Source organism: Metabacillus endolithicus, from assembly GCF_023078335.1.
GTDB lineage: Bacteria > Bacillota > Bacilli > Bacillales > Bacillaceae > Metabacillus > Metabacillus endolithicus.
This window is the reverse complement of the sequence record NZ_CP095550.1, coordinates 870,332-894,210: the sequence shown is the minus strand read 5'-3', so window position 1 is coordinate 894,210 and position 23,879 is coordinate 870,332. Positions and strand designations below refer to the sequence as shown.

18 protein-coding genes and 2 pseudogenes are annotated in these 23,879 nt (G+C 36.3%); 16 read left to right on the top strand and 4 right to left on the bottom strand.

The window, feature by feature from the left end:
• Nucleotides 1–212: 212 nt before the first annotated feature.
• The 6 genes from dxs to spo0A all read left to right on the top strand — a co-directional run bounded on the left by dxs (nt 213) and on the right by spo0A (nt 7,999).
• On the top strand, nt 213–2,114 hold the full coding sequence (gene dxs / locus MVE64_RS04940) for a 1-deoxy-D-xylulose-5-phosphate synthase (RefSeq protein ID WP_247344300.1): 1,902 nt from the start codon (nt 213–215) through the stop codon (nt 2,112–2,114).
• The gene (locus MVE64_RS04935) at nt 2,111–2,959 is read left to right on the top strand and encodes a TlyA family RNA methyltransferase (RefSeq protein ID WP_247344297.1); all 849 of its coding nucleotides are present in this window, start codon (nt 2,111–2,113) and stop codon (nt 2,957–2,959) included. Before dxs ends, MVE64_RS04935 begins: the two co-directional genes overlap by 4 nt.
• A gap of 232 nt (nt 2,960–3,191) precedes the next feature.
• Nucleotides 3,192–3,641: a transcriptional regulator AhrC/ArgR gene (gene ahrC, locus MVE64_RS04930; RefSeq protein ID WP_121662728.1), complete on the top strand. Its 450-nt coding sequence runs from the start codon at nt 3,192–3,194 to the stop codon at nt 3,639–3,641.
• 50 nt (nt 3,642–3,691) lie between these two features.
• Nucleotides 3,692–5,392, top strand: a complete 1,701-nt coding sequence (gene recN / locus MVE64_RS04925; RefSeq protein ID WP_247344294.1) for a DNA repair protein RecN — start codon at nt 3,692–3,694, stop codon at nt 5,390–5,392.
• Between the two features lie 214 nt (nt 5,393–5,606).
• On the top strand, nt 5,607–6,902 hold the full coding sequence (gene spoIVB / locus MVE64_RS04920) for a SpoIVB peptidase (protein ID WP_281730455.1): 1,296 nt from the start codon (nt 5,607–5,609) through the stop codon (nt 6,900–6,902).
• A gap of 305 nt (nt 6,903–7,207) precedes the next feature.
• Nucleotides 7,208–7,999, top strand: a complete 792-nt coding sequence (gene spo0A / locus MVE64_RS04915) for a sporulation transcription factor Spo0A (RefSeq protein WP_098796041.1) — start codon at nt 7,208–7,210, stop codon at nt 7,997–7,999.
• A gap of 70 nt (nt 8,000–8,069) precedes the next feature.
• Here spo0A and MVE64_RS04910 read toward each other — a convergent pair whose 3' ends face one another.
• The 3 genes and pseudogenes from MVE64_RS04910 to MVE64_RS04900 all read right to left on the bottom strand — a co-directional run bounded on the left by MVE64_RS04910 (nt 8,070) and on the right by MVE64_RS04900 (nt 10,030).
• Nucleotides 8,070–8,588 (bottom strand): ferritin family protein, encoded by a 519-nt coding sequence (locus tag MVE64_RS04910; protein ID WP_247344291.1) that lies wholly within the window; start codon nt 8,586–8,588, stop codon nt 8,070–8,072.
• 86 nt (nt 8,589–8,674) lie between these two features.
• Nucleotides 8,675–9,650: pseudogene (locus MVE64_RS04905) on the bottom strand (beta-ketoacyl-ACP synthase 3).
• Nucleotides 9,651–9,880: 230 nt separating this feature from the next.
• The gene (locus MVE64_RS04900; protein ID WP_247344289.1) at nt 9,881–10,030 is read right to left on the bottom strand and encodes a YycC family protein; all 150 of its coding nucleotides are present in this window, start codon (nt 10,028–10,030) and stop codon (nt 9,881–9,883) included.
• Between the two features lie 62 nt (nt 10,031–10,092).
• On the opposite strand from MVE64_RS04900, the gene MVE64_RS04895 reads away from it, so the two are divergent.
• Nucleotides 10,093–10,824: a glycerophosphodiester phosphodiesterase gene (locus MVE64_RS04895; RefSeq protein ID WP_247344286.1), complete on the top strand. Its 732-nt coding sequence runs from the start codon at nt 10,093–10,095 to the stop codon at nt 10,822–10,824.
• A gap of 47 nt (nt 10,825–10,871) precedes the next feature.
• Here the strand turns inward: MVE64_RS04895 and MVE64_RS04890 are convergent, their stop codons facing one another.
• Complete coding sequence (locus tag MVE64_RS04890; protein ID WP_247344283.1) at nt 10,872–11,111, bottom strand: DUF2627 domain-containing protein; 240 nt, start codon at nt 11,109–11,111, stop codon at nt 10,872–10,874.
• A gap of 159 nt (nt 11,112–11,270) precedes the next feature.
• Between MVE64_RS04890 and MVE64_RS04885 the strand changes: the two are divergent.
• The 9 genes and pseudogenes from MVE64_RS04885 (at nt 11,271) to MVE64_RS04845 (ending at nt 23,868) form a co-directional block, all read left to right on the top strand.
• A pseudogene (locus tag MVE64_RS04885) lies at nt 11,271–13,353 on the top strand (sigma-54 interaction domain-containing protein).
• Between the two features lie 217 nt (nt 13,354–13,570).
• The gene (yqiS, locus tag MVE64_RS04880) at nt 13,571–14,467 is read left to right on the top strand and encodes a phosphate butyryltransferase (protein ID WP_247344282.1); all 897 of its coding nucleotides are present in this window, start codon (nt 13,571–13,573) and stop codon (nt 14,465–14,467) included.
• Between the two features lie 20 nt (nt 14,468–14,487).
• A complete protein-coding gene (bcd, locus tag MVE64_RS04875) occupies nt 14,488–15,582 on the top strand; it encodes a Leu/Phe/Val dehydrogenase (RefSeq protein WP_247344279.1) in 1,095 nt (364 codons plus the stop codon).
• Between the two features lie 92 nt (nt 15,583–15,674).
• The gene (buk, locus tag MVE64_RS04870; RefSeq protein ID WP_247344277.1) at nt 15,675–16,781 is read left to right on the top strand and encodes a butyrate kinase; all 1,107 of its coding nucleotides are present in this window, start codon (nt 15,675–15,677) and stop codon (nt 16,779–16,781) included.
• 53 nt (nt 16,782–16,834) lie between these two features.
• Nucleotides 16,835–18,259 (top strand): dihydrolipoyl dehydrogenase, encoded by a 1,425-nt coding sequence (gene lpdA / locus MVE64_RS04865; RefSeq protein ID WP_247344274.1) that lies wholly within the window; start codon nt 16,835–16,837, stop codon nt 18,257–18,259.
• Nucleotides 18,260–18,365: 106 nt separating this feature from the next.
• Complete coding sequence (locus MVE64_RS04860; RefSeq protein WP_247344271.1) at nt 18,366–19,358, top strand: thiamine pyrophosphate-dependent dehydrogenase E1 component subunit alpha; 993 nt, start codon at nt 18,366–18,368, stop codon at nt 19,356–19,358.
• Between the two features lie 12 nt (nt 19,359–19,370).
• On the top strand, nt 19,371–20,354 hold the full coding sequence (locus MVE64_RS04855; protein WP_247344268.1) for an alpha-ketoacid dehydrogenase subunit beta: 984 nt from the start codon (nt 19,371–19,373) through the stop codon (nt 20,352–20,354).
• Nucleotides 20,355–20,386: 32 nt separating this feature from the next.
• Nucleotides 20,387–21,658, top strand: coding sequence for a dihydrolipoamide acetyltransferase family protein (locus MVE64_RS04850; protein ID WP_247344265.1), 1,272 nt, complete (start codon nt 20,387–20,389; stop codon nt 21,656–21,658).
• A gap of 305 nt (nt 21,659–21,963) precedes the next feature.
• Complete coding sequence (locus MVE64_RS04845; RefSeq protein ID WP_247344263.1) at nt 21,964–23,868, top strand: methylmalonyl-CoA mutase family protein; 1,905 nt, start codon at nt 21,964–21,966, stop codon at nt 23,866–23,868.
• Nucleotides 23,869–23,879 lie beyond the last annotated feature (11 nt).

The window sequence follows — 23,879 nt, the reverse complement described above, 5'->3', positions numbered from 1 at the left end:
CAATTATATACATAAATCATTGTAATTATAGCATTTTTATGGTAAGTTTTTTTTGCTTGCAAAACGTTATGATTATCAAAAACAGAGAATGATTGAATTCTTAAAAACGTTTTCAAATATAAGATTTTTACGTTAAAATAGATAGACAAGAATATAATAGAAGTAATGAAATCGACTAGAGAATCAAACTGAATTGAAAGTGAGTGATCCATTTGGATCTTCTATCCATTAAAGACCCTAGCTTTTTAAAAACATTATCTAACAATGAACTCGAAAAACTTAGTGCAGAAATTCGTCAATTTCTTATAGAAAAATTATCTGAAACAGGTGGGCATATTGGACCTAATTTGGGTGTTGTTGAATTAACAATTGCCCTTCATAAAGTGTTTGATAGTCCTCAGGATAAATTTATTTGGGATGTTGGTCATCAATCTTATGTTCATAAAATCTTAACTGGTCGTGCTGGTGATTTTGATACGTTACGCCAATATAAAGGACTTTCTGGATTTCCAAAACGCGATGAAAGTGAGCATGATGTATGGGAAACCGGTCATAGCTCTACATCACTTTCCGCTGCAATGGGGATGGTGATTGCAAGAGACATTAAAAAATCTAAAGAACATATTATTCCAATTATTGGAGATGGTGCCTTAACAGGTGGGATGGCCCTAGAAGCACTAAACCATATTGGACATGAGCAAAAAGATATGATTGTTGTTTTAAATGATAACGAAATGTCGATTGCTCCAAATGTTGGGGCACTTCATAATGTCCTTGGAAGACTCCGTACAGCTGGCAAATACCATTGGGTTAAAGATGAGCTGGAATATCTATTGAAGAAAATTCCTGCAGTAGGTGGGAAGCTTGCGGCTACAGCTGAACGAGTGAAAGACAGCTTAAAGTATATGCTAGTTTCAGGCGTCTTTTTCGAAGAATTAGGCTTTACTTATTTAGGTCCTGTTGATGGACATAACTATGATGATTTGTTTGAAAATCTTCAATATGCTAAAAAGACTTCAGGGCCTGTCTTACTTCATGTCATTACCAAAAAGGGTAAGGGATATCAACCTGCAGAATCTGATAAAGTTGGCACCTGGCACGGAACAGGTCCATATAAGATTGAAACGGGTGACTTTGTAAAACCAAAAGTAATAGGTCCTGCCTGGAGTAAATTAGTAAGTGATACCGTTCAAAAACTTGCACGTGAAGATGAGCGAATTGTAGCTATTACACCAGCAATGCCTGTTGGTTCTAAATTAGAAGCTTTTGCTCAGGAATTTCCTGATCGTATGTTTGATGTTGGAATTGCTGAACAGCATGCCGCTACAGTAGCAGCAGGTCTGGCGACACAAGATATGAAGCCGTTTTTAGCGATATACTCGACTTTCTTACAAAGAGCTTATGACCAGGTCGTTCATGATATTTGTCGTCAAAATTTAAATGTTTTCATCGGAATTGACCGAGCTGGTTTAGTTGGTGCTGATGGTGAAACACATCAAGGTGTATTTGACATTGCTTTTTTACGACATGTTCCAAACATTGTCGTTATGATGGCTAAAGATGAAAATGAGGGACAGCATTTAGTTAATACGGCACTTAAATATAATGATGGTCCGATTGCGCTTCGCTATGCTCGAGGAAATGGTTTAGGTGTAGCAATGGACGAAGAGCTTAAAGTAATTTCGATTGGTACTTGGGAAGTGTTAAAGCAAGGTACGGATGCTGTTATTTTAACATTTGGAACGACAATTGAAATGGCGATGGAAGCAGCTGCTATTTTAGAGAAACAAGGGAAATCAATTCGAGTTGTGAATGCACGCTTCATAAAACCTTTAGATGAAAAGATGTTACATGAAATCTTTGCTGAGGAAATGCCGATTCTGACAATTGAAGAAGCCATTCTTCAAGGTGGTTTTGGAAGCTCTGTGCTTGAATTTGCTCAGGAACATCAATATACGCAAACTGTTATATCAAGAATAGGTATTCCAGATCGATTTATTGAACATGGAAGTGTTTCTAAGTTACTTGAGGAAATCGAGATGACTACTGAACATGTTGTTCATAAGTTAGAAGCTATGATTCCTAAACATGAACAAAAGGTACTTCGCTCATGAGTAATAAAAAAGAAAGATTAGATATTCTGCTTGTAGAAAATGGTTTATTTGATACAAGAGAAAAGGCGAAGCGTGCAGTTATGGCAGGTCTTATATATGGAAATGAAGAGCGGTTGGAAAAACCCGGTGAAAAGGTTTCAAGAGATGTTGTATTAACAATTAAAGGTCAAACACTTCCATATGTAAGTCGTGGTGGCTTAAAATTAGAAAAAGCAATAAATGAGTTTGATATTAATGTTAGTGACAAAATTATGATTGATATTGGCTCGTCAACAGGTGGATTTACGGATTGTGCCCTCCAAAATGGTGCAAGGTTATCTTATGCACTTGATGTTGGGTATAATCAATTAGCGTGGAAACTTCGACAAGATGAACGTGTAGTTGTAATGGAGCGAACAAATTTCCGCTACGTAACTCCAGCTGATTTTGAAAAAGGAATGCCAGAATTTGCATCTATTGATGTTTCATTTATTTCTTTAAGACTTATTTTTCCTGTTCTTAAAACAATTTTACGTGCAGAAAGCGATGTAGTTGCTCTTGTAAAACCTCAGTTTGAGGCTGGAAAAGAATTTGTAGGAAAAAAAGGCATTGTACGTGATCCTGAGGTACATGAGCATGTTCTAAAAGAAATGATGGAATTTGTTCTAAAGGAAGGGTATGACATTCTGAACCTTTCATTTTCTCCGATAACGGGAGGAGATGGCAATATTGAGTTCCTTCTTCACATAAGATGGGAAGGTTCTCAGGAAAAAGGAACAAATTTCTTTCAAAAATCAGCAAAACAAGTTGTAGAAGAAGCACATGCCACATTAAAAGAAAAAAAGCAAAGTGATAAACAGGAGTAATAGCGACAGCTATTTTCCTGTTTTTTTTAAATTTTGCCCCAGGAATAGTCTGTATATTCATGCAATTCCTAATAGTCAACAAAGAAATGTAAAATCCAATTTTGCATTATTTTATGCAGTTTTTCTAAAGGTTTTTTATTAAATCTGTACATTTATAAGGATTTAATATAAGATGAGAAGTATAAACATACAAAAAGAGAAGAATTGCATCAATGCAAAAGGGGTGCCTTAGATGAATAAAGGACAACGACATATCAAAATACGCGAAATCATTACAAATAATGATATTGAAACACAAGATGAATTAGTTGATTTATTAAAAGGGATGGGCTTTAATGTAACACAGGCAACCGTATCACGGGATATAAAAGAGCTGCATCTGGTTAAAGTGCCAATGCTTGATGGACGATACAAATACAGCTTGCCTGCTGACCAAAGGTTTAATCCATTACAAAAGCTAAAGCGTGCCTTAATGGATGCATTTGTTAAGGTGGATTCTGCAGGGCATATGCTTGTAATGAAAACATTACCAGGAAATGCTAATGCAATCGGTGCTTTAATTGATAACCTTGATTGGGATGAAGTTTTAGGAACAATTTGCGGTGATGATACAATTCTACTCATTTGCAGGACACCAAATGACACGGATACAATCACACAGCGTTTTTTAGACATGCTTTAATTCCTTAGGAAATAAAGTGATAGAATTTATTATAAGAGGTGTGATTCTGTTTGTTAGCGGAATTATCTATAAAAAACTTTGCAATTATAGAATCTTTAACAGTTTCATTTGAGAGAGGACTAACTGTATTAACTGGTGAAACCGGGGCTGGAAAGTCAATCATCATTGATGCCATTCATTTATTAGCAGGAGCAAGAGGATCTTCGGAATTTGTTCGGTACGGAGAAAAACGGGCAGAATTAGAGGCATTATTTTTATTAGATGATAATAATCATCCTGTTTATCAAAAATGTGAAGAGTTTGGAATTGATGTTAGTGATGGAATGATTATTCTAAGAAGAGACATGTCTTCAACAGGTAAAAGTATTTGCCGTATAAATGGGAAGTTAGTAACGATTGCTGTTTTAAGAGAAGTAGGTCAGCTTTTGGTTGATATCCATGGGCAGCATGATAATCAAGAGCTTATGAACGAGGAAAATCACCTTTCATTGCTAGATCAATATGGTGGGCAAGAAGTAAAGGATGCATTAGAAGCCTATCTAGATGTATACCGACATTATGATAGCCTAAAGAAGAAAATTACTCAGCTTTCCGAAAATGAACAGGAAATGGCTCACCGGCTTGATTTGCTTCAATTTCAATTAGACGAAATAGAAAAGGCAGAACTACAGCCAAAAGAGGACGAGCTATTACAAGAAGAGAAAAATCAAATATCCAACTATGAAAAGATATATGATGCACTGCAAAACGGCTATAACTCACTTCATGGCGAACAAAAAGGGTTAGATTGGATAGGTCTTGCCATGAGTCAGCTTGAGAATGTGGGCCAAATTAATTCTACATTAAAGGATCTTTCAGAGACGGTTTCAAACGCTTTTTATATGTTGGAAGACATCTCGTATCAGCTACGAAATGAATTGGAGTCTCTAGAATTTGATCCTGGACGACTGAATTACGTTGAGGGTAGATTGAATGAAATTAACACTTTAAAGAGAAAATATGGTCAATCAGTTGAAGAGATTTTGACATATTCAGCTAAGATTGAAGAGGAAATTGATACGATCCAAAATAAAGATAGCCATTTAACGAAATTACAAAAAGAGCTTCATTCGATTACAGAAGATTTATCCATTGAGGCGAAAAACCTTTCAATGATAAGGCAGAAGCATGCTAAGTTGTTAGTGAATGAAATTCATCAAGAGCTTAAAGAGCTATATATGGAGAAAACAAGCTTTGATGTTAACACGAAAGAAAAAAGAAACAATGTTAACGAGATAAAATATACTTCTACAGGTGCAGAAGAAATTGAATTTTATATTTCTACTAATCCTGGTGAGCCATTAAAGCCATTAAATAAAACTGCATCAGGCGGGGAACTTTCACGGATTATGCTTGCAATGAAGAGTATTTTTTCGCAGCACCAAGGAATCACTTCTATTATATTTGATGAAGTTGATACCGGTGTTAGTGGGCGTGTTGCTCAAGCTATTGCTGAAAAAATTTACCGAGTTTCTAACGGTTCTCAAGTTCTATGTATTACACATCTTCCACAGGTCGCTGCGATGGCTGATACACACTTATATATTGCAAAAGAAACAAAATCGGGTCGAACCAAAACAAGTGTTAAGCCATTGGTAGAAGACGAGAAAGTAAAAGAAATCGGTCGAATGATTGCTGGGGTTGAAGTAACAGAGCTTTCAAAGGAACATGCAAAAGAACTTCTGTTACTTGCTTCTTCATCAAAACGTTAAGTGAAAGCTGCCACTATATAAGTTGGCAGCTTTTTTGGTTTTTATTTATGGTAATTTTATCCTTGTTTCACTTTCAAAATGATGTTAATTCTGACAACAAATCCTTTAAATTTCTATCCATTACAGTTATAAATCAGGCCTTAAAAGGCTACATTAAAACTGTAGCCATATAAGAAGATATGGTGTGGGTTAGGAGCGAGGAGAGTGAAGGTTTTTGCAGATAGATAAAATCAGAAAAATAATTGGTGTACTTCTCCTTGTTTTATTAATGAGTTTAGGTTTTATGAAAGAAGTTCAAGAATACGTTAAAATACCTAAGAGTTTGACGGTATTTGAGTCACAAAATGTGAGCGTGAATCGTTCGATACCTGTAAATGCTTCTCAAGATGCAGAGACAGCGTTTACTGTTCAGAAAAATACGGATGGTAAAACACTTGATGTTCATGGGAAAAAAGCAGGAGAAGGTGAAGTTGTTTTTGATCTTGCTGGCTTTCCGGTGAAAAAAACAGGTGTAAAAGTGTTACCTGATTTCAAGGTCATTCCTGGAGGTCAGTCAATTGGTGTAAAACTGAATACTCTTGGCGTATTGGTGGTTGGACACCATCAAATTAATACTGCAGAAGGTAAGAAGTCTCCAGGTGAAATTGCTGGAGTGGAAGTAGGCGACATTATTACAAAGATAAATGGGAAGAAAATTGAGCAAATGAGCGATGTTACTCCATTTATTCAAGATGCCGGTAATACAGGGAAGCCACTTGATTTAGTGTTATCGAGAGAAGATCAAGAAGTTAAAACAAAACTGTATCCACTAAAAGACGAAAATGATCGTTCATATCGAATAGGATTGTATATTCGCGACTCAGCAGCAGGTATTGGAACGATGACATTTTACGATCCAAAATCTAAGAAATATGGAGCATTGGGTCACGTGATTTCGGATATGGATACGAAAAAGCCAATCGTTGTTGAAAATGGTCAAATCGTTCGATCAACTGTTACTTCAATTGAAAAGGGTAGTAACGGAAACCCAGGTGAAAAGCTAGCAAGGTTTTCAGGAGATCGCAAAATTATCGGTAACATTACACGTAATAGTCCTTTTGGTATCTTTGGTGAGCTTAATCAAGATATTACAAATGGTATAATGGATAAGGCGATGCCAATTGCTTTATCTAACGAAGTCAAAGAAGGACCAGCAAAAATCCTAACAGTTGTTGATAATGACAAGGTTGAGGAATTTGATGTAGAAGTTGTTAGCTCTGTTCCTCAAAAATTCCCAGCAACTAAAGGAATGGTCATTAAAATCACAGATGAAGAATTATTGGATAAAACCGGTGGTATTGTTCAAGGTATGAGCGGAAGTCCGATTATCCAAAATGAAAAAGTCATAGGTGCTGTTACTCACGTATTTGTTAATGATCCAACCTCTGGATATGGTGTTCATATTGAATGGATGCTAAATGAAGCAGGTATTGATATTTATGGAAATCAAGAAAAAGATAAAGCGAGCTAATAAGAAACTGTCAAGAAAATTCTCTTTTCTTGGCAGTTTTTTATCTTTTCCCTTTTCAATGTCCGTGGAATTATGTAAAATAAAGGTGAAAAGATTTTTCGACAAAGTGAACATGGATTTCATTTGTCAAATGGTGCATTAAGTCGAAAAATAGAGTAAATTGAAGAAAAACTTTGTTATCCTCCATTTTTTAAAGTTTTTTCAAAAAAATAAAGGTATTTTTACTGGATTGTCGAATTGATTTATGTAATCATATGTATAGATATAAGATATAATGGCAAATCAACACTGAGGAGGAAGTATTTGTGGGTAAAATTAAAGTTTGTATAGTTGACGATAATCGGGAACTTGTTGGTTTATTAGAAGAATATTTATCAAGCCAAGATGATATTGAGGTTCTTGGTGTTGCATATAATGGTCAAGAATGTTTAAATATGTTAAAAGATAAGGAGCCGGATGTTTTAGTATTAGATATTATTATGCCACACTTAGATGGTCTTGGTGTTTTAGAAAAACTAAGACAAATGGATCGTCCGCAACCAAATGTAATCATGCTTACAGCGTTTGGACAAGAAGATGTAACGAAGAAAGCGGTTGACCTTGGAGCTGCTTACTTTATTTTAAAACCGTTCGATATGGAAGGTTTAGCAAGTCACATCCGTCAAGTAAGCGGAAATGCTGCACCAATCATTAAACGAGCTAATTCTTCAATGAGATCTGCTGTTGAGCCACAGTCCAAAGGTAAAAATTTAGATGCTAGCATTACAAGTATCATCCATGAAATTGGAGTTCCTGCACATATAAAAGGCTATTTATACTTACGTGAAGCAATTTCTATGGTTTATAACGATATCGAATTATTAGGATCAATTACAAAAGTGTTATATCCTGATATTGCCAAAAAATATAACACAACTGCATCACGTGTTGAACGTGCTATTCGTCACGCCATTGAAGTGGCATGGAGCCGTGGAAACATAGAGTCAATCTCATCTCTATTTGGCTATACAGTTAGCATGACAAAAGCTAAACCAACAAACAGTGAATTTATTGCAATGGTAGCTGATAAGCTTCGTTTGGAGCATAAAGCGAGCTAATAAATATAATGATAAAACTCCTTAAACCAAAGTGTCTAAGGAGTTTTTTTATGTTTGTGTACAGAAAAAATCACTTATATTTTATCACATTTTGTTCTAAGGCCTCTAAGTGCTTTTGGGAAACTATTAGTTGTTCTTGAAATGTATCTAATATGTCTTTCGGGAATTCTCGAATTGATAAGAACTTTTTATACATTTTTATAGCGTTTTTTTCTCGTACTATTTGTATTTGAAACGCTTGATAGAGACTTTCTGTATCCTTTTTTATATAATGTCTTGCTCTATCTTTTGGAAGGTCAATATTATATTTTTTAAATAACGGTAGTAAAGTGCTAATCAGGTGTTGATCTTCGATTTTCATCTGAACAAAAGGACGGATACTACCGTATTTTTCAATAGAATAATCAAAGTTTGCTTGCTTTAAATATTTATCTTCAAGAGCATAAGAAAGTGCCTCGGCCAGAGATATATTGGAGTCTTTTAAAGCATCTCGAGCTCCGTATTTTACAGATTCATTACCAGTTGTATGGGTAGGAGAAAAGACCATTATAAAAAGAAATAAAACGGTGCAAATCATACGCGGCTTCATGTTGTGATTCTCCTTTAGCATCGTTTATATTTAATTTTACTATTCACTAAAGATTAAAATCTTATGTAACGGGGCAGGGAAATGGTCTATCCCCAAGTCAGTATATGGCCGGAATGTGATAATCCTCCGCCAAATCCGTAAAGTAATAAAGTGTCTCCTGTTTTCACTTTACCTTCCTTTATGCCTAAATCGAGAGCTAATGGAATGGAGGCTGCAGAAGTATTGCCGTAATGAACTAAACTATATAAAGTTTGATCAATTGTGAATCCGCTTTTTTCACATATTGATTCAATCATGCGCAAATTGGCACTGTGTGGGATAAACCAATCAATATCATCTTTAGTTAAGTTAGAATCAGCTAACAAGGTATTAATACCGCTTGGGACCGTTGTAACAGCATCGATAAACCTCTCTACCGTTTTGTACTAATTGTTTTTTATCTTGAAGATCTTGATCGAACATCGTAGTTGAGAGGTGTGTACCGTACAAATGGATCCCTTTTTCTCCTTCAGAATTCACAGTTGATGCCAGAAATTGGCCTTCGCTGTCGGCTTCCATCAAAACAAATTTCCCTGCACCGTCACCAAATAAAATGCAAGATGTTCGATCTGTAAAGTCTGTTATTTTTGATAAGGTCTCTCCTCCAATTACAAGTATTTTTTTATGAAGCCCACTTGATAGTAAACTGTTAGCAATATGCAGTGCGTATGTAAAACCAGCACATGCGGCATTTAAATCGAGAGCTCCTGCCTGTCTAATACCTAATCTACCTTGAACATATGAAGCAACACTTGGTGTTAAAAAATCTGGTGAAAGTGTACTAACAATAATAAAGTCAACATCACTAATTTCTTTGTTATACCGAATAACTAAATCTTCGACAGCTTTTACGCAAAGGTCGCTTGTGAATTCATTTTCCGCAGCAAGGCGTCTTTCTTTAATTCCTGTTCGTTTTGAAATCCATTCATCGTTTGTATCAATAAATTGAACAAAATCATTATTTGTCATGATTTTGGTGGGGACATAGGTGCCAATAGCAGTGATTCTGGCGTTTGATCGCATTCATATCACCTCATCAAATTTTATAAGTTTATCATAACACCTATTATTATTACTTGGTACTAAAAAATTAAAGAATAAAGGAAAGTGGGTAAAAAGGTAGAATAAAAAAATTGATAAATTTTACTGTTGAGGATGGTACAATGAGCGTGGGTAGAAAAAAGAAAAAAGAAACCCTTAAATACTTATCGTCTGTGATAGGTTTTAAGGGCATAGCAGAAGAGAGTATTAAATTAATTCTGATCTTCTTCTTCTTCTTTATTAAGTTCTGCCAGTTTAGCAAGTAAAATATGCTGTGGCATATGCATTACTTGTTCTAATGGAACATTAAGAGAAGCGGCTAACTTTTGTGCAGTGTCTGTAGAGATTTGTAATGGTCTCATAAGAATCATCCCTCCTATTTATAGTTAACTATTATTTTACATGAAATGAAGGTGTAAACAAGATGACATTAATTATTGGTCACAGAGGAGCAGCTGGAACGTACCCGGAAAATACGATGCTCTCATTTCAAGGAGCACATCAAGCGGGGGCAAACGGAATTGAGTTGGATGTTCAAATGACAAAAGATGGAGAGCTAGTCGTCATTCATGATGAAACAGTAGATCGAACAACAAATGGTTCGGGGTACGTAAAGGATTTAACCTTAAAGCAACTTTCTCACCTTGATGCGTGCTATACATTCAAACAATATAGTAAAAAAACACCTATTCCAACCCTTGAAGAGGTGTTAAATTGGGCTTCTCAGCTACAAGATTCTTTTGTAGTTAATATTGAATTTAAAAATGGAATCATTCAGTATCCACATTTAGAACAGAAAACAATCGAATTAATACATAAATATAACATGCAGAAGAGTGTGATCATCTCTTCTTTTAATCATTATAGTTTAGTTACTTGTAAGCAGATTGATGCTGAAATTGAAACGGCTATTCTTTATATGGAGGGGTTATATAAACCTTGGGATTATGCAAAAACAGTCGGAGCTAAAGGTCTTCATCCACATTATTATGCAGTCAACTCTTTTATACTTAATGAGGCAAGATTAAACTCTCTCGATGTAAGGCCATTTACTGTTAATGATGAAGAAGTAATGAAAAACTTAGTTAATGATGGATGTGCAGCATTTATAACTGATTTTCCTGAGAAAGCAGTAAATATAAACAAAGAAGAGTGAGCTATTATACCAGCTCACTCTTTTTATTTATTCCTTTCAAATCATGCCTATTTACTTTTACTGAACCGTTTTTGTACTTTATTTCGTTTACGATCTCGATAAAAAATAAATCCTGCTACAAAGGCTAGTCCACCTAAAAATAGAATTAAGCCGATGATAAATTGTAGAGCCAAGAAAGGAATAGGAGGTTGTAGGATACCAAATGTCATATCTCTCATAAGCTTAATTCCATAGGCAGCTAACATACCTGGGATGACCATAATGATTAATGCAATTATCCTCGACATTATTCTTCGTCCTTTCGTATTCTCAAAATAATTGTCTGTTTCGAAGCCTGGTTTGTCAAGTGGTATTCTTTTAGGATAAAATAGAACTATGCAAAAAATTGCAATATGTCAACATAGGTTATGGATGGACTTTAATGTGAAATAAAGGGGATAGATTGTATGCAACAAGTTGTGATCATAGGTGCTGGTAAAGGTGGTAAGGCACTAATAAAAAGAATGGTTGAAACAAAGATGATGGACGTAATGTTGGTTATTGATAAGAATGAGCATGCTCCTGGATTAAAATATGCAAAAGCTCAAGGAATTCAAACAGCTACTAATTGGAGAGAGATTACCAATCAAAATGTAAATATTATTATAGATGCAACGGGATCAAATGAACTAATGCACGAGCTTCAAAAGGAGAAACATCCTGATACAACCATTATACCTGGATCTGTTGCGCTACTTATTTCTGAGTTAGTCGAAGAAAAAGAGGTGTTGATTGCCAGATTAAAGGAAGAAACTTATAAGCAGCAAACGATCTTTAATTCCACAAATGACGGAATGATCGTTATTGATATCAACGAACGAATCATACTTTTTAATAAAACTGCAGAAAAAATCACCGGATTTCCTCGAAAAAAGGCAATTGGTTTAAAAATAAAGGAAGTTATTCCATCGACAAAGCTGGGAAGAACCTTAAAAACTCGAGAAGTTGAGACAAATCAAGAGCAGGTTCTTGAAAATGGGTTAAAAATTATTACGACAAGAATTCCTTTAATCGATGAATCAGGAAATTTATTAGGAGCCTTGTCGTTATTTAAAGATATCACCGAAGTGGTGAACTTAGCAGAAGAAGTAACAAATTTAAAAGATATACAAATGATGCTTGAGGCAATCATTCAATCTTCTGAGGAGGCAATTTCAGTTGTTGATGAGGAAGGACGTGGAATCCTAATTAATCGGGCTTTACACAAAACTAACCGGGTTAACAGAAGAGCAAGTGATAGGTAAGCCTGCTACAGCTGACATATCTGAGGGAGAAAGTATGCATATGAAGGTGTTGCAAACAAGGCGCGCTGTTCGTGGTGTAAGAATGAAGGTCGGTCCTGCGAAAAAAGATGTTATCGTTAATGTTGCACCTGTTATCGTGAGCGGAAAGCTCAAAGGTAGTGTTGGCGTAATCCATGATGTGTCAGAAATTAAAACACTCACAACTGAATTAAACAGGGCAAGACAGATCATTAGGACACTTGAAGCTAAATATTCTTTTGAAGATATTATTGGAGTTAGTGATGAGATGAAAATGGCTATTGAGCAGGCGAAGCTTGGAGCGAAAACCCCTGCCACCGTTCTGTTAAGAGGAGAATCAGGTACAGGTAAAGAGCTTTTTGCCCACGCGATACATAATGCTAGTGATCGAAAATTCAATAAATTCATTCGGGTAAATTGTGCGGCTATTGCTGAAAACCTTCTTGAAAGTGAATTGTTCGGCTATGAAGAAGGGGCTTTTTCTGGTGCAAAACGTGGTGGGAAACGAGGTTTTTTTGAGGAAGCAAATAATGGAAGTATTTTCTTAGATGAAATAGGTGAACTTTCCGCTAATATGCAAGCGAAATTACTTCGTGTTTTACAGGAAAATGAAATTGTAAGAGTCGGAGGAACAAAGCCTACTTCTGTTAATGTTCGTTGTATTGCAGCGACGAATGTAAATATCGAAAAAGCGATGGCTGAGGGTCTTTTTCGTGAAGATCTGTACTATAGATTAAATCGTTATCCTATTTCTATTCCACCATTAAGAGATCGTAAAGAAGATATTCCTGCCCTTTGTGAGAGATTACTTCGTAAGTTAAACCAAGACTATGGAAGGAATATTGAGAGTCTCAAGTCACAGGCAATTAAGAAGCTGATGGAGTATAATTGGCCGGGAAATGTAAGGGAGCTTGAAAATGTTCTAGGCAGGGCAATTATTTTTATGGAGCATCATGAGACAGCGATTGATGGGCAACATATACCATTGCTTCAGCAACCAGCCAAAGAGGCCAAGATACAAGATAATATCTCAATTGTTCATAATAATAGTGAAACACTTGCGGAAGCTGTAGAAAGAGTGGAAGCGGAAGTGATTAAGAAGTCTTTAGAACAACATGAATATAATCGAACCCAAACAGCAAAGGCTTTAGGAATATCACTTAGAAGTTTGTATTATAAGATGGAGAAATACAACCTTGCAAATAATAGCATGCAACATGATTCATAGTTTGCAAAATGATGCATAATCGTTATATGATAAGGGAGGATAAATTTCTTGTATTTAAAAATTTATCCCCCTAATTATACATATGTAAAAAAAGTTAAATGCGGATAAATGAATAATGGACAAGTTCAATATGAAAAATATAAATATTTTTGGCACACTTCTTGCTACAAAGAGAGTAGAAGCTGATGAAAAACACTTGGAAGGAAATGAGTAGCAAATGAATTTGGAAAGCCTTCTAAATGAAGCAGTGAATAAGAAGGGGCAAACTGTCGCAGTTGCTTCAGCAGAAGATGAAGAAGTAATAGAAGCTGTAGTGCAAGCTACTCGTAGAGGTCTTGCACAATTTCAATTATTCGGTAATCGAGATGAAATTGACTATTTACTGAATCAAAAGAATGTAAAAAAAGAACATGTACACATTTTTCATGCTAGAACAAAGGAGCAAGCAGCAGAACTAGCTGTTAGAGCGGTTCACCAAAATGAAGCAACCGTATTAATGAAAGGGAATATCTCAAGCTCTACTCTTTTAAAGGCTGTCTTAAATAAGGAGTATGGATTAAGAACGGGAACGATTTTATCCCATGTAGCTTTGTTTGATATTCCGGGTTATAAAAACCCAATTATTGTGACTGATGCTGCAATGAATATTGCTCCTGATTTACATCAGAAAGAGCAAATTATTGTTAATTCTGTTCAGGTTGCTCAATCAATTGGTATAAAACTACCTAAAGTAGCAGCAATTGCTGCTATTGAAGGGATAAATCCTTCTATGCAAGCAACGCTAGATGCAGCTTCACTAACGATGATGAATAAAAGAGGGCAAATAAAAGATTGTATCATTGATGGACCGTTAGCGCTTGATAATGCAATCTCTCTATCGGCTGCAGAACATAAAGGAATTACAAGTGAGGTGGCCGGTCAGGCTGATATCTTATTTGTCCCGACAATTGAAGTAGGGAATGTTCTTTATAAATCCTTAATTTATTTTGCAAAGGCCAGGGTTGGGGCAGTGATTGCTGGAGCAAAAGCACCAATTGTTTTAACAAGTCGATCGGATTCTTCAGAAAGCAAACTCTATTCATTGGCGTTAGCTTTATGTTCAACAGGAAAGTAATCATTAGGAGGAAACACAATATGGAAATCTTTAAATATATGGAGCAGTACGATTATGAGCAATTGGTATTTTGTCAGGATAAACAATCAGGATTAAAGGCGATTATTGCCATTCATGACACAACGTTAGGACCTGCGCTAGGTGGGACACGCATGTGGACATATAATTCTGAAGAAGAAGCGATAGAAGATGCTCTTCGCTTAGCGAGGGGAATGACTTATAAAAATGCTGCTGCTGGATTAAATCTTGGTGGAGGAAAAACAGTAATCATTGGAGATCCTCGAAAAGATAAAAATGAAGAGATGTTTCGGGCATTTGGTCGCTACATCCAAGGGTTGAACGGTCGCTACATTACAGCGGAGGATGTTGGTACAACGGTTGCAGATATGGACTTAATTCATGAAGAAACGGATTATGTGACTGGGATTTCACCTGCTTTTGGATCATCGGGAAATCCATCACCTGTTACGGCTTATGGAGTTTATCGTGGCATGAAAGCTGCAGCAAAAGAGGCATTTGGTTCTGATTCGCTTGAAGGAAAGGTCGTTGCGGTTCAAGGAGTAGGAAATGTTGCGTATAATCTTTGCAAGCATTTGCATGAAGAGGGTGCAAAACTAATTGTTACAGATATTAACAAAGATGCCGTACGTCGTGCAGTTGAAGATTTTAATGCAAAAGCAGTAGAGCCGAATGAAATATACGGAGTAGAGTGTGATATCTATGCTCCTTGTGCTTTGGGAGCAACAATTAATGATGTAACAATTCCGCAGTTAAAAGCTAAGGTTATTGCTGGAGCGGCAAATAATCAGTTAAAAGATACGCAACACGGTGACATTATTCATGAAATGGGTATTGTTTATGCACCGGATTATGTCATTAACGCAGGTGGCGTAATTAATGTAGCTGATGAACTTTATGGATACAACAGTGAAAGAGCATTGAAAAAAGTTGAAACGATTTATAATAATATTTCACGGGTCATTGAAATTGCAAAGCGCGACGGAATCCCTACTTATCTTGCAGCAGACCGCTTAGCAGAGGAAAGAATTGAACGAATGAGAAATTCTCGTAGTCAATTTTTGCAAAATGGACATCATATTTTAAGTCGTAGATGAACTGAATAAACGGAGTTAGGAGTGTACTTCTAACTCCCATACATAATTATATTTTTGGAAAAGATGTCTGAGAAACAGCGGAGGTTTAGACGTTGGAATTAAAAGAATATCGAATCCTTGTCATTAATCCGGGATCTACTTCAACAAAGATTGGTGTTTTTGATAATGAAAGATCGATCTTTGAAAAAACATTAAGACATGATTCTGAAAAACTGAATACCTATCCTCACATTATTGATCAGTATGATTTTCGAAAACAAACGATATTAGAAACGCTAGATCAAGAAGGAATAAACATATCAAAATTAAGTGCTGTTTGTGGTCGAGGAGGTTTACTTCGTCCAATTGAAGGTGGTACCTATACAGTTAATGATCAAATGATTGAAGACTTGCGGAAAGGATTTGCTGGTCAACATGCGTCTAATTTAGGCGGTATTATTGCATTTGAAATTGCAGATGCCTTAAATATCCCTGCGTTTATTGTTGACCCTGTTGTTGTAGATGAAATGGAAGAGATTGCGAAAATCTCAGGTGTTCCTTCTATTCAACGAAGAAGTATCTTTCATGCCTTAAATCAAAAAGCTGTCGCAAGAAGAGTGGCATCGGATTTAAATAAACGATATGAAGAACTGAATTTAATCGTTACCCATATGGGTGGTGGAATCACAGTTGGTGTTCATCGTAACGGACGTGTAATCGATGTGAACAACGGCCTGCATGGTGACGGACCTTTTAGTCCCGAACGAGCTGGGACAGTTCCAGCAGGAGACCTTGTAAGTATGTGTTATTCAGGTGAATACTTCCGTGAAGAAATGATGAAAAAACTAGTAGGTCAAGGTGGCCTTGTTGGATACCTTGGAACGAATGATGCTATTAAAGTTGAAAAAATGGTGGAGTCAGGAGATCAAAAAGCTGCCCTTATTTATTCAGCTATGGCCTATCAAATTGCGAAAGAAATTGGTTCGGCAAGTGCTGTTTTAAAAGGGAAAGTTGATGCGATTGTGTTAACAGGCGGACTTGCATATGGCAAAAAGTTTGTAAAAGAGATTTCTTCCTACATTGATTGGATTGCAGATGTTTTAGTTTTTCCAGGTGAAAATGAACTTCAGGCATTAGCAGAAGGTGCTTTGCGGGTACTGAGAAATGAAGAAGAGGCAAAACATTATCCGAATGAAAAGATGGTTTCAAAGGTCTTTTAGTACTTGGCTAGGATTAGTAAGTGTTTGAAGTTAGTTAAAGAGAGGGTGTTTTAATGGCGACGGAATATGATTTGGTTATTCTCGGCGGAGGTACAGGAGGCTATGTAGCGGCAATTCGTGCTTCTCAGCTCGGTCTTAAAACAGCAGTTGTTGAAAAAAGCAAGCTAGGAGGAACCTGTCTTCATAAAGGGTGTATCCCTAGCAAAGCTTTATTGAGAAGTGCTGAAGTATATGCAACGACAAAAAAAGCTGAAGAATACGGTGTTGAAACTTCCGGCGTGAATTTGAATTTCTTAAGAGTTCAAGATCGTAAGCAATCGATAGTAAATCAATTATATACTGGTGTTCAGCAGTTAATGAAAAAAGGAAAGATAGATGTTTATGAAGGAATTGCTCGTATTTTAGGTCCTTCCATTTTTTCACCGATGCCGGGTACCATCTCTGTTGAAATGAACAATGGGGAAGAAAATGAAATGCTAATACCCAAAAATGTAATTATCGCAACTGGCTCAAGACCACGTAGTCTGCAAGGTTTAGAAATTGATGGAAATGTTGTGCTAAGTTCTGATGAAGCACTTGAATTAACGGAACTACCAAAATCAATCCTGATCGTCGGTGGTGGTGTGATTGGAATTGAATGGGCATCCATGTTATCAGATTTTGGTGTTGAGGTAACAGTACTGGAATATTCAGATCGAATTCTCCCAACAGAAGATAAAGAGGTTGCAAAAGAAATGAATAAGCTAATGACAAATAAAGGCATTACAATTGTCACTAGTGCCAAGGTTTTACCGGAAACAGTAAGTAAAGACAACAAAGGTATTTCCGTAAAAGCTGATCATAACGGGGAAATGAAAGAATTTACAGCCGAAAAAATGCTAGTATCAGTTGGAAGATTACCAAATGTTGAAGGAATTGGAATAGAAAATACAGATATTCAGCTAGAAAAAGGTTATATCAATACCAATGATTTTTATCAAACGAAAGAGTCTCATATTTATGCAATTGGTGATGTGATCGGGGGGTTACAGCTTGCTCATGTTGCCTCACATGAGGGCATCATAGCCGTTGAACATATAGCAGGAAAAGAACCGATCCCAATGGATGAGACCCTTATTTCAAAATGTATATATAGTTCTCCTGAAATTGCTAGTGTTGGCTATACAGAGGACGAGGCAAAAGAAAAAGGTTTTAAAGTAAAGGTAGGGAAATTTCCTTTTAAAGCGATAGGAAAAGCTCTTGTTTACGGAGAAACAGATGGATTTGTTAAGCTGGTCGCTGATTCAGAGTCAGATGATTTATTGGGTGTTCATATGATTGGACCTCATGTCACAGATATGATTTCCGAAGCGGGCCTTGCAAAAGTATTAGATGCAACCCCATGGGAGATTTCACACACGATTCATCCACATCCAACCTTATCTGAAGCGATCGGTGAAGCAGCTCTAGCGGTTTATGGAAAAGCGATCCACTTATAAATTACGTTCATTTTGCCTGAAATAAAGAGTCTGGTAGAACAAAAGGTCCTAATCTATTTTGTTAAGACGCTACCAGTGCTCATCCTTTTAAATAGGAGGAATTTATATGACAGAAAACCGTCATCTCTCATTAAACCTGACGGATGAAGATGTGTTAAATATGTATGAAACGATGTTATTAGCAAGGAAAATTGATGAACGAATGTGGCTATTAAACCGTTCAGGTAAAATACCATTTGTCATTTCTTGCCAAGGACAGGAAGCAGCTCAAGTTGGTGCTGCCTATGCATTAGATCGTAACAAAGACTATGTACTTCCTTACTACCGTGATATGGGTGTTGTTTTAGCCTTTGGTATGACAACAAAAGAACTTATGCTTTCTGCATTTGCCAAAGCTGAGGATCCTAATTCAGGTGGTCGACAAATGCCTGGACATTTTGGTCAAAAGAAAAACCGAATTGTAACAGGATCTTCACCAGTTACCACACAAGTGCCACATGCAGTAGGGGTTGCTTTAGCTGGTAGAATGCAAAAGAAAGATCTTGTAACATTTGTTACGTTTGGGGAAGGCTCTTCAAATCAGGGAGATTTTCATGAAGGAGCCAATTTTGCTGCAGTTCATAAACTTCCTGTTATTTTCATGTGTGAAAATAATAAATATGCTATTTCAGTTCCCTATGAAAAGCAAGTTGCATGTGAGAAAATTTCAGATCGAGCCATAGGTTATGGAATGCCTGGCGAAACTGTTGATGGAAATGATCCACTTGAAGTATATCGAGCTGTAAAAGAAGCTGCAGACCGCGGTCGTCGCGGAGAAGGTCCTACTTTAATTGAAACAATTTCCTATCGCTTAACACCACACTCTAGTGATGATGATGATCGTAGCTATCGTGAGCAAGATGAAGTGGCTGAAGCAAAGAAAAATGATCCTATCTTAAAGTTTGCTCAATACTTAAAAGAATTAACTATTTTAACCGATGAGAAAGAAAAACAAATCATCGAAAACATTATGAATCTTGTGAACGAAGCAACTGAATACGCTGAAGCGGCTCCATATGCGGATCCAGAACATGCGTTAAAGTATGTATACGCAGAGTAAGGGGGAAGAAAAATGGCGATTATTTCTTATATAGATGCCATTACAATGGCGATGCGTGAAGAAATGGAGCGCGATGAAAAAGTTTTTGTGTTAGGAGAAGATGTTGGTTTAAAAGGTGGAGTTTTTAAAGCAACAGCTGGATTATACGAAAAGTTCGGTGAAGAAAGAGTCATAGACACTCCTCTGGCCGAGTCGGCAATTGCCGGTGTAGGAATTGGTGCAGCAATGTATGGAATGAGACCGATTGCTGAAATGCAGTTTGCAGATTTTATTATGCCTGCAGTGAATCAAATTATTTCAGAAGCAGCAAAAATTCGTTATCGCTCTAACAATGATTGGACTTGTCCTATAACGATAAGAGCGCCCTTTGGTGGAGGAGTGCATGGCGCATTGTATCACTCGCAATCAGTGGAGGCGGTTTTTGCTAACCAACCAGGTTTGAAAATTGTCATTCCATCAACTCCTTATGATGCGAAAGGATTGTTAAAGGCTGCTATTCGTGATGAAGATCCAGTGCTATTTTTTGAACATAAACGTGCTTATCGTTTAATCAAAGGCGAAGTTCCAGCAGATGATTATGTGTTGCCAATCGGAAAAGCTGATGTAAAGCGTGAAGGAGAAGATGTAACGGTTATTACTTATGGCCTCTGTGTTCATTTCGCTTTGCAAGCTGCCGAACGTTTGGCTAATGATGGTATTTCGGTACACGTTCTTGATTTAAGAACAATATATCCTTTAGACAAAGAAGCAATCATTGAGGCTGCTTCAAAAACAGGAAAGGTTCTTCTGGTGACGGAGGATAATAAAGAAGGAAGTATTATCGGAGAAGTGTCAGCTATTATTGCTGAAAATTGCTTATTTGATTTAGATGCACCAATTAAACGTTTAGCTGGACCAGATGTTCCAGCAATGCCTTATGCCCCAACGATGGAAAAATTCTTTATGGTTAATCCTGATAAAGTAGAGGCAGCGATACGTGAGCTTGCTGAATTTTAATAGTAAAGCCTTTTTAATGAGGAGGATTATAAGTGGCAATTGAACAAATTAAAATGCCTCAACTAGGTGAAAGCGTCACAGAGGGTACCATTAGCAAGTGGCTTGTGGCTGTTGGAGATACAGTGAACAAATATGATCCCCTTGCTGAAGTAATGACAGATAAAGTAAATGCAGAAGTACCGTCTTCTTTTACAGGTGTTATACGTGAGCTTATTGCAGAAGAGGGAGACACTTTAGCGGTTGGTGAAGTGATTTGCACAATAGAGGTCAGTGGGATAGAACATAAAGGTGAAAGTAAAGAGGCAACTCAGAATAATAAGGAATCTGTTTCAGAACATAACGTTAGCATGAATGATCAATCGAATAAAAAACGCTACTCACCTGCAGTTCTAAGAATTGCCCAAGAACATGATATAAACTTAGAGCTAATAAATGGAACGGGTGCGGGTGGAAGAATTACGAGAAAAGACCTATTAAAGCTAATAGAAAGTGGGTCAATTCCTTCTGGTCAGCAAGATGAGAAAAAGTCGGTTGAGGAAACCCATGCAAATAATATTTCACAATCACGATCCAAACAAACTCAGCCTCTACCTCCGAGTGCTCCGGGAGATATTGAAATCCCAGTATCAGGAGTTAGAAAAGCAATTGCTGCAAACATGGTTCGCAGCAAACATGAAGCTCCTCATGCATGGATGATGATGGAAATGGATGTTACAAATTTAGTTCAATACCGTAATGCAGTAAAAGATGAATTTAAGAAAAATGAAGGCTTTAACTTAACTTTCTTTGCCTTTTTTGTAAAAGCGGTAGCTCAAGCGCTAAAAGAATTTCCTCAAATTAATTCAATGTGGGCGGGAGATAAAATTATCCAAAAAAAGGAGATTAATATTTCTATAGCTGTTGCAACAGAGGATTCACTTTACGTACCGGTTATTAAAAATGCAGATGAGAAAACAATCAAGGGAATTGCAAGAGAGATTACAGATCTTGCATATAAAGTTCGAAGCGGAAAATTAACCTCAGCTGATATGCAGGGTGGAACATTTACGGTAAATAACACTGGTTCTTTCGGATCTGTACAGTCAATGGGGATAATTAATTTTCCACAAGCAGCAATTGTTCAAGTTGAATCTATTGTTAAGAGACCTGTCATTATTGATGGCATGATAGCTGTCAGAGATATAGTTAATTTATGTATGTCTCTAGATCACAGAGTGCTTGATGGATTAATTTGCGGTCGATTTTTATCACGGGTTAAAGAAATTCTTGAAACCACGTCAAAAGAAACTACTTCTATTTATTAAATTGTTTAAAAAGGAAGCAATGGTTAAGGTTGCTTCCTTTTATATTTGTTTTCCGTTTTTATGAATGCTAAACAAAAAGTTTATTAGAAAACCAATCTTTTTCTAACTATTACTAAATTACAAGGGGCAAAGGTTTGTAGAACATCATTGCTGTTGGAAAAAAATTATAATAAAATAAAATTGTAAGCGTATTCTTTTTGGTCGGTTTAAATTGAGTGTGCTTCACGGCACCTAAGAATGCATAACATATGATAAGTCAAACATGTTAGTCGATAAGGGGTGGGCTTCCTTATAGGAAGCACATAATGGGAGACGAACAAACACGTGCCAAAAACAAACGGGAATTGTGGAAACAAGAAGCGGAGAGAGCGTTAAGGGGTAAAACGCTTGAAACTCTTCATAAAGTTACATACGAGGGAATTAGAATAAAACCTATATATGATGAAGCAGATTTAAAAGATACTAAAATAAATCATAGCTTAAAAACGAAACTTGATAGATCTTGGAAAATAAGTCAAGCAATTAATTGTGAGTATGCAGAAGATATACAAGAAAAAATTAAAAATTCAAAAGTAAGAGGGCAAAATTCTTTCTTTCTAAATTCCTTCCAACAAATAAGGAATAAAGAAGAGTTACAAGCTGCTTTTAAACACTTGAATTGGAAGAAGGATTCTATTTTTTTCGATGTAGGTAATGACCTTGGAATGCTTCCACTTTTTTTACATATGAGAGAAGAGCTAAATCAACAAAAAGATTTACAAGGTACAATTGGCTTTGATCCATATAATGACATATTAACAAATGGTGAAGATTCTATCTCACTTTCAACAAAGCTAGATTTTTTGGCTGATACAATCAAATGGATGAACGAGCATGACTGTAAGGCGCGTTGTATACTCATTAAAGGAAATGTATATAGTGAAGCTGGTGCAAATGCTCAACAAGAACTTGTTTACACTTTTTCACATGCTCTTGAGGTAATAAATGAATTACTAAATCGACAAGTACCATGGCAACAAATCGTAAATAGATTAACATTTTCATTTGGAATAGGCTCAAATTTCTTTATGGAAATTGCAAAGTTTCGTGCTGCTCATAATATATGGACATCACTCATGCATGCTTTAGGAGAGGGAAATACATCTCCTAAACTTTACCAACATGCTGTCACCTCAACCTATAATAAAACAATATTTGATGTTCATGTAAATTTATTACGTACAACGACAGAAAGCTTTTCGGCTATAAGTGGAGGAGTAGATGAGTTAACAATACTTCCTTTTGATTCTGTACTAGAGCAGCAGACCGAGCTTGGTGAGAGAATTGCCCGCAATACGCACTTTATTTTGCAGGAAGAAAGTTTACTTTCAAAAATAAACGATCCAGCAGCTGGATCTTATTATATTGAATCGTTAACAAATGAGCTGTCAGAGAGGGGATGGGAGAAACTAAAAGAAATGGAAGATGAAGGCGGATTTCTTCAACAGTTAATAAAGGGAAATGTACAAAAAGACATAAATAAGATTGCTAAACAAAGAGTTCACGACCTTGATTACCGGAAAAACTCAGTGATTGGAACGAACACCTTTGCAAATCCTGCTGATCAAGTTTCTCACGATACAATTCATAATCAAATAATCTACCAGCATAAAGAGAATACATTACATCATGTCTTTTCTTTTCATGAGGCATTACAATTTGTAAGTAAAGAAGGAACAGCACCACAAGTGAAAAGTCACACCCTAGATAATTCTTTTAAAGCACGAGCCGTAAAAACAACTAGATTAGTAGAGCACTTTGAAAAGCTTAGAATTATGGCTCTTCAGGCAAAAAGAGAGGGGCAGAACATAACAGTCGGTGTTGTGACAATTGGGGACTTAAAAGATTACAAGCCGAGACTTGATTACATTTCTGGTATCCTTTTCTCTGGAGGATTAGATGTTGAGATTGTTTCAGTGGAAGAAACAACTAAAATGAAAAATTTATGTTGCATTATTCTGTGTGGAAACAACAACAGTTATCAAAGCATTGATTTAACGATTATTGATCGATTAAAAGCTGATAACCAAAAACTTCATATGTATATTACTGGTAACGGACAAGAAGAGATCGTAAATGAATTACATTTAGATGGAATGATTACTTCAAATATGAATGTTTATGAATTTTTAAAGAACATTCAGAACATATTGGGGGTTAGTGGGAATTGAAAAGAGTATCC